This is a genomic window from Kibdelosporangium philippinense (assembly GCF_021390435.2).
Taxonomy (GTDB): Bacteria; Actinomycetota; Actinomycetes; order Mycobacteriales; family Pseudonocardiaceae; genus Kibdelosporangium; species Kibdelosporangium philippinense.
This window is the reverse complement of record NZ_JAJVCN010000002.1, coordinates 169,547-186,013: the sequence shown is the minus strand read 5'-3', so window position 1 is coordinate 186,013 and position 16,467 is coordinate 169,547. Positions and strand designations below refer to the sequence as shown.

General features: G+C 65.1%; 13 protein-coding genes. 2 read left to right on the top strand and 11 right to left on the bottom strand.

All coding sequences use genetic code 11. The features are described 5' to 3' along the window. The first annotated feature begins 31 nt into the window (after positions 1-31). Positions 32-856 (top strand): hypothetical protein, encoded by an 825-nt coding sequence (locus LWC34_RS19670; protein ID WP_233726641.1) that lies wholly within the window; start codon positions 32-34, stop codon positions 854-856. Here the strand turns inward: LWC34_RS19670 and LWC34_RS19665 are convergent. The 6 genes from LWC34_RS19665 to LWC34_RS19640 all read right to left on the bottom strand — a co-directional run bounded on the left by LWC34_RS19665 (position 793) and on the right by LWC34_RS19640 (position 9,251). Further along, positions 793-1,335: a sarcosine oxidase subunit gamma gene (locus LWC34_RS19665; protein ID WP_233726640.1), complete on the bottom strand. Its 543-nt coding sequence runs from the start codon at positions 1,333-1,335 to the stop codon at positions 793-795. The genes LWC34_RS19670 and LWC34_RS19665 overlap by 64 nt on opposite strands. Then, entirely contained in the window at positions 1,325-4,027 is a 2,703-nt protein-coding gene (locus tag LWC34_RS19660; RefSeq protein ID WP_233726639.1) for a 2Fe-2S iron-sulfur cluster-binding protein, read from the bottom strand. The genes LWC34_RS19665 and LWC34_RS19660 overlap by 11 nt, the downstream gene beginning before the upstream one ends. Next, positions 4,024-4,266, bottom strand: a complete 243-nt coding sequence (locus LWC34_RS19655; RefSeq protein WP_233726638.1) for a sarcosine oxidase subunit delta — start codon at positions 4,264-4,266, stop codon at positions 4,024-4,026. Before LWC34_RS19655 ends, LWC34_RS19660 begins: the two co-directional genes overlap by 4 nt. Before the next feature lie 8 nt (positions 4,267-4,274). Continuing rightward, entirely contained in the window at positions 4,275-5,477 is a 1,203-nt protein-coding gene (locus LWC34_RS19650; protein WP_233726637.1) for a sarcosine oxidase subunit beta family protein, read from the bottom strand. Positions 5,478-5,479: 2 nt separating this feature from the next. After that, positions 5,480-7,873 (bottom strand): GcvT family protein, encoded by a 2,394-nt coding sequence (locus LWC34_RS19645; protein ID WP_233726636.1) that lies wholly within the window; start codon positions 7,871-7,873, stop codon positions 5,480-5,482. An 88-nt stretch (positions 7,874-7,961) separates the two neighbouring features. After that, positions 7,962-9,251 carry a carotenoid oxygenase family protein gene (locus tag LWC34_RS19640; protein WP_233726635.1) on the bottom strand — a complete coding sequence of 430 codons (1,290 nt, stop codon included), beginning with the start codon at positions 9,249-9,251 and terminating at the stop codon, positions 7,962-7,964. 83 nt (positions 9,252-9,334) lie between these two features. Here LWC34_RS19640 and LWC34_RS19635 point away from each other — a divergent pair, with 83 nt between their 5' ends. Beyond that, complete coding sequence (locus tag LWC34_RS19635) at positions 9,335-9,853, top strand: PadR family transcriptional regulator (RefSeq protein WP_233726634.1); 519 nt, start codon at positions 9,335-9,337, stop codon at positions 9,851-9,853. Between the two features lie 58 nt (positions 9,854-9,911). Here LWC34_RS19635 and LWC34_RS19630 read toward each other — a convergent pair whose 3' ends face one another. From LWC34_RS19630 to betA, 5 genes are all read right to left on the bottom strand, one after another. After that, positions 9,912-10,868, bottom strand: a complete 957-nt coding sequence (locus LWC34_RS19630) for an ABC transporter substrate-binding protein (protein ID WP_233726633.1) — start codon at positions 10,866-10,868, stop codon at positions 9,912-9,914. After that, positions 10,865-12,790: an ABC transporter permease gene (locus LWC34_RS19625; protein ID WP_233726632.1), complete on the bottom strand. Its 1,926-nt coding sequence runs from the start codon at positions 12,788-12,790 to the stop codon at positions 10,865-10,867. Before LWC34_RS19625 ends, LWC34_RS19630 begins: the two co-directional genes overlap by 4 nt. Before the next feature lie 38 nt (positions 12,791-12,828). After that, the gene (locus LWC34_RS19620) at positions 12,829-13,821 is read right to left on the bottom strand and encodes a quaternary amine ABC transporter ATP-binding protein (RefSeq protein ID WP_233726631.1); all 993 of its coding nucleotides are present in this window, start codon (positions 13,819-13,821) and stop codon (positions 12,829-12,831) included. Between the two features lie 126 nt (positions 13,822-13,947). Continuing rightward, positions 13,948-14,724 carry an IclR family transcriptional regulator gene (locus tag LWC34_RS19615; protein ID WP_233726630.1) on the bottom strand — a complete coding sequence of 259 codons (777 nt, stop codon included), beginning with the start codon at positions 14,722-14,724 and terminating at the stop codon, positions 13,948-13,950. Next, on the bottom strand, positions 14,721-16,361 hold the full coding sequence (gene betA, locus LWC34_RS19610; protein ID WP_233726629.1) for a choline dehydrogenase: 1,641 nt from the start codon (positions 16,359-16,361) through the stop codon (positions 14,721-14,723). The genes LWC34_RS19615 and betA overlap by 4 nt, the downstream gene beginning before the upstream one ends. Positions 16,362-16,467: the final 106 nt, after the last annotated feature.

Sequence of the window (16,467 nt, the reverse complement as noted above, 5' to 3'; positions counted from 1 at the left end):
ACAAGAAGAAGGCCGGGATAGCGTTGGTGCCATGGCGAGAATGCTCATCTGGTTGCCCGCGCCCGTCGATGACGTACGTGCGGCGCTACACAAGAGCGGGATCGCGTCAGGGGTAGCGGTCCCGGTTCGTTCGGGGACAGTCATCGTGTCGCGTGATCGGATGGGCGGATCTATCGCCCTGCAGTGGGTCTACGGATTCATCCGGCAGAGCCGGAAGTCCGCTGTGGCGGTGGCGTGGGACGACAACGCCAGCCTGATCTACGCGTTCTCCGGCGCGGTGTCGCTTGGCTGGGAATGGGGCGGCGACAAGGCCGTTCGCGACCTGATGATCGGACTAAGTGGACGAAAGGTGCAGCGACCCGGGCTCGCTTTGCTGTCCGCGCTGACGACATCCAAACAAGGGCAAGCCAAGCAGGGGCGCGCGGCCAACCGGATCGCGACCGCTCTCGGTGCGGACGAGGCCACGGTTCTGCGGTACGTGCAGCAGCACGAACAGCGGATGTCGCCCGCTGGGTTCCTTGATGACATCGGCAAATCGGATGTGGCTGCGGTGGTGCGTGCGATGGACGTGAGCCAGTTCGACGCGTGGCGCACCGGCCGGTCCTTCATGTCCGAGTTCTGGCTTGCGACGGGCGCGGCGGCGCTGGCGTGCGTTGTGCTGTTCGTCGCCGGGCGGAACGTGATCAACTCGCTCGGCGAATCTGTCGCGTCGATTGCCCAATTGGTTGTGTTGGTCTTGATGGGCATCTCTTTCTTGATCGCGTGGCAGCGGGTTCGCTACCGGACCACGCGTCAGCCGATCGACGACGTGCTTCCGGTTGTCGAGCTGCCGTCGGACAACCAGTCGGCAAGGTAGGTCGCGAACGAGCCGCGCACGAGCAAGCGATAGACCGGCTCGTCCGACGTCTGCCAGAGGATCACCTGGGTCCGGGCGATCGTGGTCTGCGCGCACCGGCCAGCATGGAACGCCCTCGGGTGCAGGTCCAGCGTGCAGCCGTGTTCCAACAGGTCACGGCTGCGCACTTCGATCGTCGTCCGGTTCGCCGATACGTCCACAATGGACGCTGATGGCTCCTGCAGCAGCCCGGGCAGTTCCGCGTCGCCGTCCGGGCCGACCACGAGCCACTCGTCCGGGCCGAGCCAGAGGATGTGCCGGGAACCGGCTTCCACCACGGAGTTCGGCACCACCGGCAACGGGCCGCCAAGCCTCGCGCAGATCCTGGCGGCGGCGTCGCTTGTCGGCATGACCCGGACGTTGACCATGGTCAGGAACGGAATCTCGGTGATGCCCGGGTAGTCCGCCAGCGGGCTACGACGGAGTGATTCAACCGTCACGACGGGCACCTTCCTTGTCGTAGAACACCGGCTCGGTCACCGTCGCGGCGATCACGCGGTCGCCAAGCGGCGCCAACAGTGTTTCGCCGATCCGGTTACGGCCGTTGCGGATCAACGCGAGCGCGAACGTGCGTTCCAAGGCCGCACTGCGATAACTCGAGGTCACGTGCCCTTCCATCGGGACCGGCGGGGTGAGGTCGGTGCCCTCGGCGATCATTTGGGCGCCTTCTGGCAACAGCGCCGTCGGGTCGACCGGCAGCAGGCCGACCAGGTGCTTGCGGTCGGGCCGGGCGGTGTCCGGCCGACTGAGCGAGCGCTTGCCCACGAAATGCTTCTGCTTGGACACGATCCACGACATGCCCAGGTCATGCGGGGTGACCGTGCCGTCGGTGTCCTGGCCGACGATCGGGAAACCCTTCTCCGCCCGGAGAACGTGCATGGTTTCGGTGCCGTATGGCGTGATGTCGTACGGCTTGCCTTCCTCGTAGATCGCTTCCCACGCCGCGAGGCCGTACCAGCTGGCGACGTTGACCTCGAAGGCCAGTTCGCCGGAGAACGAGATGCGGGCGATTCGCGCAGGGATGCCGTTGACCAGTGTCGTTTCCCGGAAAGTCATGAACGGGAAGGCGTCGTTGGACACGTCGAGTTCTGGCGCCACCAGGCCGATCACCGCGCGGGACTGCGGGCCGACGACCGCGATCGTTGACCACTGCTCGGTCACCGAGGTGAACCGGACGTCCAGCTCAGGCCACTCGGTCTGGGACCACTCCTCGAACCAGTCCAGCACGTTCGCCGCGCCGCCGGTGGTGGTCGTGACGTAGTACCTGTCGTCGGCCAGGCGCATGGTCACGCCGTCGTCGAAGACCATGCCGTCGGCTTTGCACATGAGCCCGTATCGCGCTGAGCCGACGGCCAGCTTCTTGAAAGCGTTGGTGTACATGCGGTTCAGGAACTCGCCCGCGTCCGTGCCGACTACCTCGATCTTGCCGAGAGTGCTCGCGTCCTGCATGCCGACGCCGGTCCTGGCCGCATGGCATTCCCGCAGGACCGCGGCTTCCATGTCCTCGTTTTCCCGAGGGTAGAACCAGGGGCGCTTCCACTGGCCGACGTTCTCGAACTCCGCTGTGTGGCGGACATGCCAGCTGTGGATGGGTGTTGTGCGAACGGGATCGTGCAGTTTGCCTCGGTCCCGGCCTGCCATCAGGGCGAAGGAGACCGGGACGCTGGGGGCCCGGAAGGTTGTGGTGCCGAGCTCGCCCGGGGTCGTGTCCAGGATTGCCGCGATGACGCCGAGGGCTGGGATGTTCGAAGTTCGGCCCTGGTCGGCTCCGGTGCCGATGGTTGTGTATCGCTTCACGTGTTCGGGGGAACGCATACCTGCGGCCACTGCGCGCTGGACGTCTGCCACTGTGGCATCACGCTGCAGGTCGACGAATTGGGTCTGCGGGTTGCCTGGCACAAGGAGGACTGGATGTGCCGTGAAGGCCACCTTACCGGCGTCTGACGCACCAAAAGAGGCCCTCACAGCCGAGTCTGGCACGGGGTAGCCCACCAGGTTCGCGGCTTCGGCGCCTGCCTCGGCGGCCTCGATCAAGGCTGCTTCGAGGTTGAACGTGCCGTTCGCCGCGCCGATCACCCGGTTCGCCTGCGCCGCCTGGTCCGGAACAAACGCTTGGCCGTTCCACCGCAGCGTGCCACGGGACTGGCTGAACAGGTGGACCGCGGGCTGCCAACCACCAGACACCGCAAGCAGATCGCACTCGATCCGCCGGTCCTCTGTAGACACGGCCGTGATCCGTCCGGAGCCCTCGGTATTGGTGATCACGCCACTGATCACCTCGACACCCTTGGGGGCCAGGTCCGGCGGCGTTGGCCGCGAGTCGACGACTGTCACCTCGGCACCGGCTTGGACCAGTGCGGCCACGGTCCCGTAGGCGCTGTCGTTCGTGGTGAAGACAACGACTTTACGGCCGGGCAGGACCGCGTACTTCGTGATGTACGTGCGAACCGCGCCAGCCAGCATGATCCCGGGGCGGTCGTTGTTCTCGAACACGATCGGCTGCTCGTGCGCGCCGGTCGCCAGGATCACGCGGCGCGCCCTGATGTGCCACAAGGTTTGGTGCTGCGCCACGAGCACGTAGTTGCTGTCGTAATACCCAAAAGCCGTGGCCCCGTGCAGTATCCGCAGCTCGCCAGCCTCTTCCGCAACAGCAATTCCCGAGGGGGTCCCCCTGAATTTAACGTTACCGGAGGGGTACGACATTTTTACGAGGATGACTCTGGCGCCACCCGATGCGGCCGTCTTCGCTGCCGTCCGGCCCGCCGGGCCCGCGCCGATCACCAGGACGTCCGTGTGCGTGAAACGCTTGTCGTACCTGGGTTCCTCGGGATCCGCCGTGAGGCGGCCGATCCCGGACAGCGTGCGCGCGACCAGGCCGTCGGTCAATTTGACGGTCATCGCCTGCAGTGAAGGCTCCGAGCCGACCTGGACGAGCGCGTTCGGCTCCTCCACGCCAGCAGCGAAAACCCCGCGCGGCCGGTGTTTGTACAGCGAAGGCGCGACCTCGATAATCCCGTTGGCGAGCATGGCCGAAGCGAGCGTGTCGCCCTCGAATCCGGTGTAGGAGACGTCATCCAGGGTGAAGTGCAGCGGTTTCGTGCGGTCAATGGAGCCGCCCTCTGACAGCCTCATGACGTGAACTCGCTGGTCACGGTGTTGCGGACGGTGTTGAACCAGCGGCGGCACCCGGCGGTGTGCACCCATCGCTCGGCGAAGTCGCCTTTGGGGTTGTCACGGAAGAACACGTACTGCGCCCATTCCTCATCGGACAGTGAATCGGGGTCGGCGGGGTAGGCGACGAAAGCCTCACCGCCGTAGTGGAACTCGGTCTCCTCGCGCTCGCCGCACCAGGGACAACTGATCAGCAGCATGCCTCTCCTCAGTGTGCGACGGCCGCGGCGCCGTGTTCGTCGATCAAAGCGCCCGAGGTGAAGCGCTCAAGGGTGAAAGGTTCGTTCAACGCGTGCGGCTCGCCGTGCGCCAACGTGTGCGCGAAGACCCAGCCAACGCCTGGCGTGGCCTTGAAACCGCCGGTTCCCCAGCCGCAGTTGACGAACAGGTTCTCCACCGGGGTGCGGCCGATGATCGGCGACGCGTCCGGCGTGACGTCCACGATCCCGCCCCACGTCCGGATCAGGTGCGCCCGCGCGAAGATCGGGAACAGTTCCAAGGCCGCGGCCATCTGCTGCTCGATCACGTGCACCGAACCGCGCTGGCCATAGGAGTTGTACGAGTCGATGCCCGCGCCCATCACCAGTTCGCCCTTGTGCGCCTGGCTGACGTAGACATGCACGTGGTTCGACATGACCACGGTCGGGTGTACGGGTTCCAAGAGCTCCGAAACAAGCGCTTGCAAGGGATGGCTTTGCAGCGGCAGCCGGATGCCCAAGGTGGACGCGAGCACGCTGGAGTGACCGGCGGCCGCGAGTCCAACGCGACCGGCCAGGATCGGGCCACGATTCGTCTGCACGCCGGTCACCCGGTTGCCGTCCGTGATGAAGCCCGTGACCTCGCAGTTCTGGATCAGATCGACGCCGTACCGGTCGGCCTTACGCGCGAAAGCCCAGGCCACGTAGTCATGTTTGGCGATCCCGGCGCGCGGCTGCCATGTTCCGCCGAGCACGGGATACCGCACGTCCGGCGAGATGTTGACGATCGGGCAGACCTTGGCGACCTCGTCCGGCGTGAGCCATTCGCCGTCGACGCCGTTGAGGCGGTTGGCGTTGACGCGCCGCGTGCCCTCCCGGATGTCCTGCAGCGTGTGCGCGAGGTTGAGCACGCCGCGCTGGCTGAACAGGAAGTCGTACTCCAGGTCCTCCTGCAGGCCTTCCCACAGTTTCAGCGCGTGCTCGTAGATCGCCGCGCTCTCGTCCCACAGGTAGTTGGACCGGATGATCGTGGTGTTGCGGGCCATGTTCCCGCCTGCCAGCCAGCCCTTTTCCAGCACGGCCACGTTCGTGATGCCGTGGTTTTTCGCAAGGTAGTACGCCGTGGCCAGGCCATGGCCGCCGGCGCCGACAATGATGACGTCATAGGACTTCTTCGGCTCCGGAGTGCGCCAGAGCCAGTCGGGGTGCTCCATGCCTATCCCCTCAACCGGGTCATGGTGGGGTCGAACAGCGGCTCTTGCGCGACCGTCGCCTCGATCCGGCGATCAAAGTATCCAATGTGGACAGTCTGGCCCGGTGTGGTCAGCTCGGTCGGCAGCCAGGCGTAGGCGATGCCTTTGTTGATCGTGTGGCCGTAGGACGCGCTGGTCACGTACCCGACGCACTGGGAGCCGTCGAACACCGGCTCCTTGCCCATCACGGTGTCGTCCAAGGTCAAGCACGTGAGCTTGCGTTTGGGCTCGTCCGGGTTCAACGCGTCCTTGCCGATGAAGTCCTTGGACATCTTCACCGCGAACCCGAGACCGGCCTCGAACGGATCGTGCTCGTAGGTCATGTCCGTGCCGAACGAGCGGTAGCCCTTCTCAAGGCGCAGGCTGTTGAACGCCGCCCGGCCGCCCGCGATCAGCCCGTACTCCTCACCTGCGGCCCACAGCGTGTCCCACAGCTTCAAACCCATGTCAGCGGTGGTGTACAGCTCCCACCCCAGTTCGCCTACATAGGACAGACGCAACGCGGTGACTGGCACGTTGCCGACGTAACCCTGCTTGCCACGGAAGTACTTCAGCGCGGTCAGGTCAATGTCGGTCAACGGCTGCATCAGCTCGCGCGCCTTGGGACCCCAGAGGCCCAGGCAGCACGTGCTCGCGGTGATGTCACGCACGGACACGTCCTCCGGCAAGTGCCGCGTGAACCAGTCCAGGTCCAGGTTTCCGTTGGCGCCAACCTGGAACTCGTTGCGGCCCAAACGCGCCACGGTCACGTCACTGCGGATGCCGCCGTCGATGTCCAGCAGCAGGCAGTACGTCACCGAACCGACAGACTTGTTCACGTCACCCGTGGTCATCCGCTGCAGAAAGTCCGCCGCGCCACGACCTTCGACAATCAGCCGCTTCAAGGCCGTCATGTCATACAGGGCAATGCGCTCGCGGGTGATCTGCGCTTCCACGGCCGCGATCGGCGACCAGTACTGCGCGGCCCACGCGTTGGGTTGGTGAACTTGCCGGTCCTGCAACAGATCCAGGTTCACCTCATACCACTGCGGCCGCTCCCAGCCGTTGGCTTCGAGGAAGTAGCCGCCGAGTTCCTTCTGCCGCTGGTAGAACGGGCTCGTGCGCAATGGCCGAGGCGCTTCCATCGGCTGCAGCGGGTGCTTGATGTCGTAGACCTCGACGAAGTTCTGGCAGCCACGGGCTTTGACGTAGTCCGGCGCCAGGTGGTGCTTCTCGAACCTGTTCACGTCGCACTCGTGCAGGTCGTAGGACTTGCAGTAGCCCTCGACCAGCCACTCGGCCATCGCGTTGGCGACACCGGCGGAGTGCGTGACCCAGACCGCCTCGGCGACCCAGAACCCGCTGACAGTGGGGGATTCGCCGAGCAACGGCATGTCGTCGACGGTGAACGAGAACAGGCCGTTGATGCCTTCCTCGATCTTGGCGTCCTTGGTCGACGGCAGCAGCCAGCGGGTTTCGTGCCAGGCCTCTTCGAAGTCCTGTTCGGTGAACGGCAGCACCGACGGCATGACTTCGGCCTTGTCCACGCTGGCGATGTCGTGCACGTCGATCGGCATCGGCTGGTGGCCGTAGAAGCCGATGCCGATCGTGTCGTAGCGGTCGCGGTAGTACAGGTCCGCGTCCTGGTGCCGCAGGATCGGCCGGACCGCTTCGGCCTGCTGGCCCGCGATCGCCGGGACCTGGCCGGTCCACGCGAGCTGATGCGCGAGCGGGACCAGCGGCAACGTCATCCCGACCAGGCCCGCGACCTTCGGGCCCCAGATCCCGGCGCAGCAGACCACGATGTCCGCCGCGAGCTCACCCTTGTCGGTGACGACGCCGGTGACCCGGTCGCCTTCGGTCTTGATGTCCAGGACCTCGTGGCGCTCCATGAGTTTCGCGCCTCGGTCCGCGGCACGCTTGAGCTGCACCTCGACGGCCTTGACCGCTTTGGCCAGGCCGTCGGTCGGCACATGCAGGCCCGCGCGGACGCTGTCCTCGCGCAGCAACGGGTACAGCTTCTGCGTCTCGCCCGCGTCGAGGACCGTGCCCTCGACGCCCCACGAGGTCAACCAGCCGAGCCTGCGGTGCAGCTCCTGCTCACGTTCCGGCGTCAGCGCCACTTCCAGGCCGCCGACTTGCAGGAAGCAGTCGAGCTCGACCAGCTTCTCAACGGTGTAGCGGGCCAGTTCGGTCATCGTCTTGGAGCCGTTGGCCTGGAATACCAGGCCGGGCGCGTGCGAAGACGAACCACCGGGTGTCGGCAGCGGGCCTTGATCGACGACCGTGACGTCGGTCCAGCCCTTGGTGGTCAGTTCGTCGGCGAGGGCGGCTCCTACCACCCCGGCCCCGATGATCACGACCTTCGGTCCGGCCACACCAGCCTCCTGCGCTCACCATGTGGGTGCACTATTCGCAACACCATGCAGCTTGCGCAACAAGCGTGGCTCGTGGGGAGTCCCGGTGTCAAGCGTCCGGCAGCCAGTTCCCGTGGAAGCCTGCGGGAACCCGGCGCGGCAGCGTGATCGACGCGGTGAAGCCAAGCGTTTGCGCGTCGAGAACCAGCAGCTCAGAGCCGCCGCCGTCCTGTTCGGTGACGATGGACATCAGCCAGCCCTCGTCCTCGCTCTTGGCGTCCTGTTTGCGGACGAACTCCGCCTCACCGGGACTCTTGCCGAGGTCGTTGACGTGACTGCGGCCCGTGTCCGTGTCGTACTTGACGATCGCGTTGTCGGTGACCGTGTAGAGGAACTTGCTCGGGCGGCCGAGGTGCTCCTCGTTGAACGACGGGAACTCGATGTCCCGGTCGTCCCGCAGCTCCTCGACGACCTTGCCGGTCGCCGGGTCGAGGATCCATCGGTACAGGCCGGATCCGACCGCACTCGCCGCCGGATTGGTCTCGCCGCTGATCTGGCCCCAGAGCTCGGTGAACTTGCCGCGCGAGTACCTGACCGCGTCCAGCACGATCCGGCCTTGGTCCTCGTAGGCGTTGCCGACGTGGAAGACGTAACACGGATCCACGTCGAACCACTGGACCTCGCCGCCCTTGGGCATCACGCCGATCCGGGCGCCGTAGCTGTCGCTCCACTGGTAGGGCATGCCTTTGCCGACCAGCTCGAAGTCGAAAGCCAGGGGCAGGTCCAGCCAGATCACGTAGTTCTCGGTGATCGAGAAGTCGTGCATCATCGTGGCGCCCGGCACGTCGATGTCCCGGCTTTCCACCAGCTCGCCTGTGGCGGACAGCCGGTGGTAGGTCACGTAGGGCGGCATGAAGCCGTAGCCGAAGAAGTGCAGGTCGCCGGTGACCGGGTCCTCTTTGGGGTGTGCGGTCATCGCGGTGGTCAGCCTGCCGCCGAAGTCGCACGGGCCGACCGTGTCCAGCTCGGGCGTCATCTCGTACGGAAAACCGGACTCCACCAGGGCGAAAATCTTGCCCGCGTGCCGGATGACGTTCGTGTTCGCGTTGACGGCGGTCCGGTCAAGCCCGTTGTCGGTGAGGTACTGGGCGCCCGCCAGTTTCGCGGTCTTCACCCACCGGTTGCGGTACCAGTCGGCGTGGCCGTCACGGATCCGGACGCCGTGGATCATCCCGTCGCCACCGAACCAGTGTCCAGGATCCTGGCCAGGCAGGGGATTCGGGCCGTTGCGGAAGTACCGGCCGGTCAGTTCGGCAGGCAGCTCGCCGGTGACCGGCAGGCTGACCGCCTCGATCTCGTCGGCAACCGGGGCGAGCAGGCCTTCCAGGTACGCGGGCATCTCGATCTCCTTCCAGGAGTGACATGTCAAAACTAGAAGGTCAGAATTCGACATGTCAATGCTGGAATGTCAAAATCATCGGTATGAGTCTTCGGCACGCCGTGCTCGGCCTGCTCACCGCGGGTCCGGCCAGCGGATACGACCTGATGAAACGCTTCGAGGTCTCCCTGGCCTACGTCTGGTCGGCGACCCAGAGCCAGGTCTACGGCGAACTGACGAAGATGGCGGACGAAGGCCTGGTGGAAGTGGCCGCCGAGGGGCCGCGCGGCCGCAAGGAATACGCCATCACCGAAGACGGACGGGCGGCCCTGCTGCACTGGATGACCGAAGTCGAGCCGGAACCATTGCGCCGCAACGGGATGCTGTTGCGCGCGTTCTTCCTGCACCTGGTCTCACCGGAGAAAGCGGCCGCGTTCCTGCGTCACCAAGCCGAGTTGGCGGCACAGCAGCATGAGGAGCTCAGCAAGCTGGCGGAGCTGATCGCCGAGGAAGAACCATGCCCGGAGAACACGTCAGGCCGGGTGGTCCTTGAGTTCGGCCTGCGCGGCAGCGCGACCTACCGCGACTGGGCCCTGTGGGCCGAGAAGCAAATCCCCTCGTGAGTGGTTAGCAGAGTTCTAACCCCGATAACCACTCACGAGGCGCACGCTGGGAAAACGCTTACGACTGGGCAGGCAGCCAGGCTTTGACCTTGTCCTGGTTGGCTTCGACCCACTTCTTCGCCGCTGCGTCCGGGGACATCTTGTCCACCGCGATCCACCTGGCCACGATGTTCTGGTCGTCGTTGGTCCACGTGAAGTTCTTCACCAGCTGGTAGGCGGGGCCGTTGGCGTCGGCGAACTTCTTGCTGACGATCTTGTCCAGGTCGTAGTCCGGGTAGTCGCAGGCGATCTTCTCAGCGACCGCGTCGCAACCCGGCGCGTACGGCGGCAGCTTCACCTTTTCCAGCTTGAGCTCCGAGAACAGCCACTGTGGCGAGTAGAAGTAGCCGATCAACGGCGTCTTGCGCTCTTCGGCCTGCCGGAACGCCTGGATCAACGCGGTCTCGCTGCCGCCGTAGACCACCTTGAAGTTCAGGCCGAGGTTCTTGACCAGTGCCTCGTCGTTGGTCACGAACGACGGGTCGCCGTCGAGCAACTGGCCCTGCCCGCCGGATTCCGAGGTCTTGAACAGGTCCGCGTTCTTGTTCAGGTTGTTCCAGTCCAACAGCTCTGGCTTTTCTTTCGCCAGCCATGGCGGGATGTACCAGCCGATCTGGCCTTTCACCCCGGTCGATCCGGCAGAGACGCCGATCTTCTGGTCGTCGATGTACTTCTTGCGCAGGTCATCGTGGCCCCAGTTCTCGACGACCGCGTCGACCTCACCGGTGCCGAAACCCTGCCAGGCCACCTCTTCCTTCAGGTCCTTCTTGGTCACGCGGCAACCGAGGTTCTTCTCGGCGACGTACGCGATCACCGCCGCGTTGGCTTCGTAGCCGACCCATGGGTTGATCGCGATCTTGAACTCGCCGCACGATGCCTGCGATCCGCCGCCACCGCTGCTTTCTCCGACCTTCGCACCGCTGCAGCCGGCCAATGCCAATGCGGCGACAACACTGACCGCCAGAGTCCTCTTCACCGTGAACCTCCTCGTTGCGTCCGGTTGGCCGCCGCCTGCGTCAGGCGGTCGAGCATCACCCCGAGCAGCACAATCGCGATGCCGGCCGCGAGCCCCTTGCCGTAGAGCTGGCCCTGTGAGAACCCCGCGACGACGTCGTAGCCGAGCGCACCGGCGCCGACCAAGCCACCGACGACGACCATCGAAAGCACGTAGATCAACCCCTGGTTGGTGGCCAGCGTGACGGCCCGGACCGACATCGGCAGCTGCACCTTGGTGATCGTCTGCCAATTGCTCGACCCGGACGCTACCGCTGCCTCCACTGTGGTCGCCGACACGCCACGGATGCCATCCGCGACGATCTTCACGGCGACCGGTGCCGCGTACACGACCGCCGCGGCGATCGCGGTGAACCTGCTTGCCGAGAACAAAGCCAGGAACGGCACCAGATACACGAAGTGCGGCATGGTCTGTGCCGCGTCGAGCACTGGCCGGATCACCCGGTCGGCTCGCTGCGAGCGTCCCATCCAGACACCGACGACCAGTCCGATGATCATCGTGAACACTGTGGCAACAAGCAGTGAAGCCAACGTGGTCATGCCGTCGGACCACAATCCCGTCGCGACAAGCAATGCCAAGCAGACCGCGGAAACGATCGCCGCGCGGACATTGCCGATCACCACTGAAATTGCCACGATCGCGGCCGTGACCAGCCACCACGGCGAGTCGGCGAGCACGGCCTGCAGCGGATCGATCAGCACCAAGGTGAAGAAGTCCTTGACGCCGTTGGTGATCGGCGCGAAGTTCGACTGCACCCAGTCGGTCACGTCGGTCGCCCACAACACGATCGTGCTGCCGATGTCCCACTGGGAGTCGAACTCGGCCGCCCACACGTAGGTGTACGACAGCCAGACCGCGAAGGCCGTCAACGCGGCCCCCACGAGCAGGACGATCCTGTTTGGACGGCTGCGCCCACGGGTGGCGGCGGCCGTGGTGACGCGGTCGAGCACGATCGCCATCACCACGATCGCCAGGCCCGCGTTGAACGCCGTACCGACGTCCAATGTCTGCAACGCCTTGATGACCGTCTTACCGAGACCGGGAGCGTCGATCAGGGCCGCGATGGTGACCATCGCCAGCGCCGCCATGATTGTCTGGTTCACGCCGAGCACGATGGTCCGTTTGGCCGCGGGCAGCAGAACCTTGGTCAGTGTCTGGGTTTTCGTCGAGCCAAGGGATTCGCTTGCCTCGACCGTGTCGTGTGGCGCCGATCTGATCCCGTGCGCCGTCAGCCGGATGACCGGTGGCGCCGCGTAGATCAGGGTCGCGATGGTCGCTGACGCCGGTCCGATCAGGAAGAACAGCGTCAGCGGCGCAAGGTACACGAACGACGGCATGATCTGCATGAAGTCCAGTGCCGGCGTGATGATCCGGTTGAACCGGTCGGACAGACCCGCCCAGATGCCCAGCGGGATGCCGATCACCAACGAGATGATCACGGCGGCGAGGGTGAGCGCGAGCGTGTCCATGCTTTCGCGCCACAACCCTTGCAGGCCAAGGAAGAAGAAACCGGCCGCGGCGAGCAGCGCGACGCGGATGTTGGCGACCGCGTAGGACACGAAGCCGACCAGCGCGACCACACCGAACCAGCCGATCAGCGGCAACGGCCGGCCGAACGACGGCTGCGCGATGATCGACTGCAGGAACACGACGAAGTTGTCGATGAACAGCCGGATGTAGTTGAAGAAGTACAGGAAGATCGGGTTGGAGTTGCGGTTCGCGCCGATCACGTCGTTGAGGTCGTTGAACCAGTGGTGCACCGACGTGAGCTGGGCGCCGCCGAGGGCCAGCGTGTGCATTCCGCGCAGGAACACCCACAGCACCAACCACACCGCGAGGATGCCGAGCACGAGCCTGCCGCGGTTGCGCACGACTATGTTCACCTTGGGCAGCGTCGGTGATACCCGTGAGGTAGCCACCATCAGGAGTCACTTCCTCCGGCGATGACCGACAAGATCTCCTCGTCGCCGACGATGCCGAGCAGTTCACCGTCCTTGACGACCTTCACCGGCTTCTCGGCCGCCAGCACACTGCGCGTCGCCTCGCGCACGACTACGTCCGGCCCGAGTTCGGGACCGTCGAGCGGATCGCTGTCCCGCGGCGCACGCATGATCCACTTCAGCGTGAGCACGTGCGAGCGCGGCACGTCCCGCACGAAGTCGCGCACGTAGTCATCCGCGGGCGCGGCAACGAGTTCATCGCCCGTGCCGATCTGTACGAGTGCGCCGTCCCGCATGATCAGGATGCGGTCGCCGAGCTTGAGCGCCTCGGACAGGTCGTGGGTGATGAACACCATCGTCTTGCCGACCTCGCGGTGCAGCCTGATCACCTCGCTCTGCATGTCCCGCCTGATCAGCGGGTCGAGTGCGGAGAACGGCTCGTCGAACAGCAGCACGTCCGGATCACCGGCGAGCGCACGCGCCAGCCCGACCCGTTGCTGCATACCGCCGGAAAGCTGATCGGGGTACGACAGTTCGTATCCGCCGAGGCCGACGAGTTCGATGACTTCCTTGGCGCGCTTGGTCCGTTCGGCCTTCGGCACGCCACGGATCTCAAGGCCGTACGCCACATTGTCCGAGACGCACCGGTGCGGCAACAGGCCGAAGTGCTGGAACACCATGGAGAACTTGTTGCGCCGGAGGTCTCTGAGCCGCTTCGGGTCGGCGGAGAGGATGTCTTCCCCTTCGAAGATCACTTCGCCTGCTGTCGGCTCGATCAGCCGGGTGAGGCAGCGCACCAGGGTCGACTTGCCCGACCCCGACAGGCCCATCACCACGAAGACCTCGCCGGGAGCGACGTCGAAATCGATGTCACGGACCGCGGCCGTGCAGCCGGTGCGGTCCAGCAGTTCGCGCCGGGACAGCGCACCCAGCTCTTCGGAGCCGGGGACCCGGGCGGCCTTGGGTCCGAACACCTTCCAGAGGTTCCGGACGGAGATGACCGGTTGTTGCGTATCGTGCACCTGAGTTCCGTGCATGGAACACCATCATTCCAGGGACGGTCCATAGTCAAGACCGCCGTATGTTTCAAATGGGTTTATCTAGTGGCCATGCCATCCCAGACGGCGGGACACATCCCGTCCGGCGGCCACCACTTTGGCGGCAACATCCGGTATCCGATCTGCGGTAATGCGGAATCCGGGCCCTGATGCACTGATCGATCCAACCACGGTTCCATCGGCACCGCAGATTGGTGCGGCGATGGCGGTGAGCCCGACCTCAAGCTCGTCGACGGCAACCGCGTAGCCGCGGTTGCGTGCTTCGTCGACCTGTCTGCGCAGCGCGTCCCGGCTGGTCACGGTCTTGTCCGTGAAGCGCTTCAGAGGCCCGGTCGTCAGCTCGTCGAACCGGGGACCGGACACGGTCGCCAGCAAGACCTTGCCGTTGGACGTGGCGTGCAACGGGATCCGCTGGCCGACCCAGTTGTGCAACTGCAGCGCCGCCGAACCAGCGACCTGATCGACGTACAGCGCCTCATGCCCGGACAACACCGTTATGTTCACGGTCTCGCCGACGATCTCGGCAAGCCGTTGGGACACCGGCTTCGCGCGCTGCACCAGATCGAGCTTGGCCGTGGTGGCACCGGCCAGCTGGAGAATGCCGACGCCGAGCCGGTACTTGCCGCGATCGGTGTGCTGCTCGACCAAATCGTGCAGCTCCAACGTGGTGACCAGGCGGAACGCCGTCGACTTGTGCACTTTCAGCTTGGCCGAGATCTCGGTGACGCCGAGTTCGCCGTACCGGGCGAGCAGCTGCAGCACGGTCAACGCCCGATCGACGGACTGGATCGTGCTGCCGCTCTCGCCATTGACACTCATGGCTTGTGGTGGCGGTAGAAGGTGGCCTCGGCTGGCGGCAGCGGAGTATTGCCCAGGATGAGGTCACTTGCTTTCTCCGCAACCATCATCACCGGCGCGTAGATGTTGCCGTTGGTGACGTACGGGAAGACCGACGCGTCGACCACGCTCAGCCCCTCGACCCCGTGCACGCGCATGTTCGTGGGGTCCACAACGGACATGTCGTCGATGCCCATCTTCGCTGTGCACGACGGGTGGTACGCGGTCTCCGCGTCCTTGGCCACCCACGCCAGGATCTCCTCGTCGGTGGACACATCCGGCCCGGGGGAGATCTCGCCGTCGTTGAACTCGGCGAACGCGGGCTGCTTGAGGATCTCGCGCGCGACGTGGATCGCCTCGACCCATTCCCGCCGGTCCTGCTCGGTCGACAGGTAATTGAACCGCAGGGCTGGATGCTCGCGCGGATCCGTGGACTTGATCTTCACCGTGCCGCGGACGTCGGAGTACATCGGGCCGATGTGCACCTGGTAGCCGTGGCCAGCGGTCGGCTGCGACCCGTCGTAGCGCACGGCAAGCGGCAGGAAGTGGAACATCAGGTTCGGGTAGGCCACGTCTTCGTTGCTGCGCGCGAACCCGCCGCCTTCGAAGTGGTTCGTCGAGGCCGGGCCTTTCTTGGCCAGCAACCACTTCAGACCGATCATGGGACGGTTGCGCCACTTCAACGCGGGGTTCAGCGAGACCGGCTTCTTCGAGGCGTGCTGGACGTAGACCTCAAGGTGGTCCTGCAGGTTCTCACCGACACCGGGCAGGTCGTTGACCACGTCGATGCCGAGAGCCTGCAACTCTGACGCGTTGCCGATCCCGGAGAGCTGGAGTAGCTGAGGCGTGTTGATCGCGCCGCCGCAGAGGATGATCTCCTTGCCGCGTACGGTTTTCGTGCGACCGAACCGGCTGATCTCGACACCGGTCGCACGTTTGCCCTCGAACAGGACTTTGTTCACGTGCGTGTAGCACTTGAGCGTCAGGTTGGGACGGTCCAGGACCGGGTGCAGGTACGCGCGGGCCGCGGAGAGGCGCCGTCCTTTGTAGATGTTCCGGTCGAACTTTGCGAAGCCCTCTTGCTGGAAACCGTTGACATCCTTGGTAAGCGGATAGCCCGCCTGCTGCACGGCCTCGAAGAACGCGCCGAAGAGGGGATTGGTCGCCGGGCCGCGTTCCAGTTTCAACGGGCCGTCGTCACCGCGCCAGGCGTCCCCGCCGGCCAGGCAGTTCTCCATCTTCTTGAAGTACGGCAGGCAATGCGCGTAATCCCAGTCCTTCATGCCGTCATCGGCGGCCCAGCGTTCCAGGTCCATCGGGTTGCCGCGCTGGAAGATCATGCCGTTGATGCTGCTGGAACCGCCGAGTACTTTGCCGCGGCCGTGCGAAACCCGGCGCCCGCCCATGAACGGCTCCGGTTCGGAGTTGTATTTCCAGTCGTAGAACCGGTTGCCGATGACCATGGTCAGCGCGGCAGGCATGTGGATGAAGATGTCCCAGATCCAGTCCGGCCTGCCCGCTTCGAGGACCAGGACCTTCGTGGAGGGGTCCGCGGACAGTCTGTTGGCCAGTGCGCAGCCGGCCGACCCGCCGCCGACGATGATGTAGTCGAAGCTCATCGCACCCTCCTTGTGTTGCGTAATACCCAACGCTGTTCGTAATGCGAAGCATAAGCAGGCTAGCTGGGGTTGACTCTGAGACCAACTGCTCTGCTGGCGACACTGT

Coding starts and splice junctions, on each gene's coding strand:
- betA (WP_233726629.1), bottom strand. CDS start 16,361: ATGAGCTTCGACTACATCATCGTCGGCGGCGGGTCGGCCGGCTGCGCA.
- LWC34_RS19650 (WP_233726637.1), bottom strand. CDS start 5,477: ATGGAGCACCCCGACTGGCTCTGGCGCACTCCGGAGCCGAAGAAGTCC.
- LWC34_RS19640 (WP_233726635.1), bottom strand. CDS start 9,251: ATGCCCGCGTACCTGGAAGGCCTGCTCGCCCCGGTTGCCGACGAGATC.
- LWC34_RS19655 (WP_233726638.1), bottom strand. CDS start 4,266: ATGCTGCTGATCAGTTGTCCCTGGTGCGGCGAGCGCGAGGAGACCGAG.
- LWC34_RS19670 (WP_233726641.1), top strand. CDS start 32: ATGGCGAGAATGCTCATCTGGTTGCCCGCGCCCGTCGATGACGTACGT.
- LWC34_RS19615 (WP_233726630.1), bottom strand. CDS start 14,724: ATGAGTGTCAATGGCGAGAGCGGCAGCACGATCCAGTCCGTCGATCGG.
- LWC34_RS19660 (WP_233726639.1), bottom strand. CDS start 4,027: ATGAGGCTGTCAGAGGGCGGCTCCATTGACCGCACGAAACCGCTGCAC.
- LWC34_RS19635 (WP_233726634.1), top strand. CDS start 9,335: ATGAGTCTTCGGCACGCCGTGCTCGGCCTGCTCACCGCGGGTCCGGCC.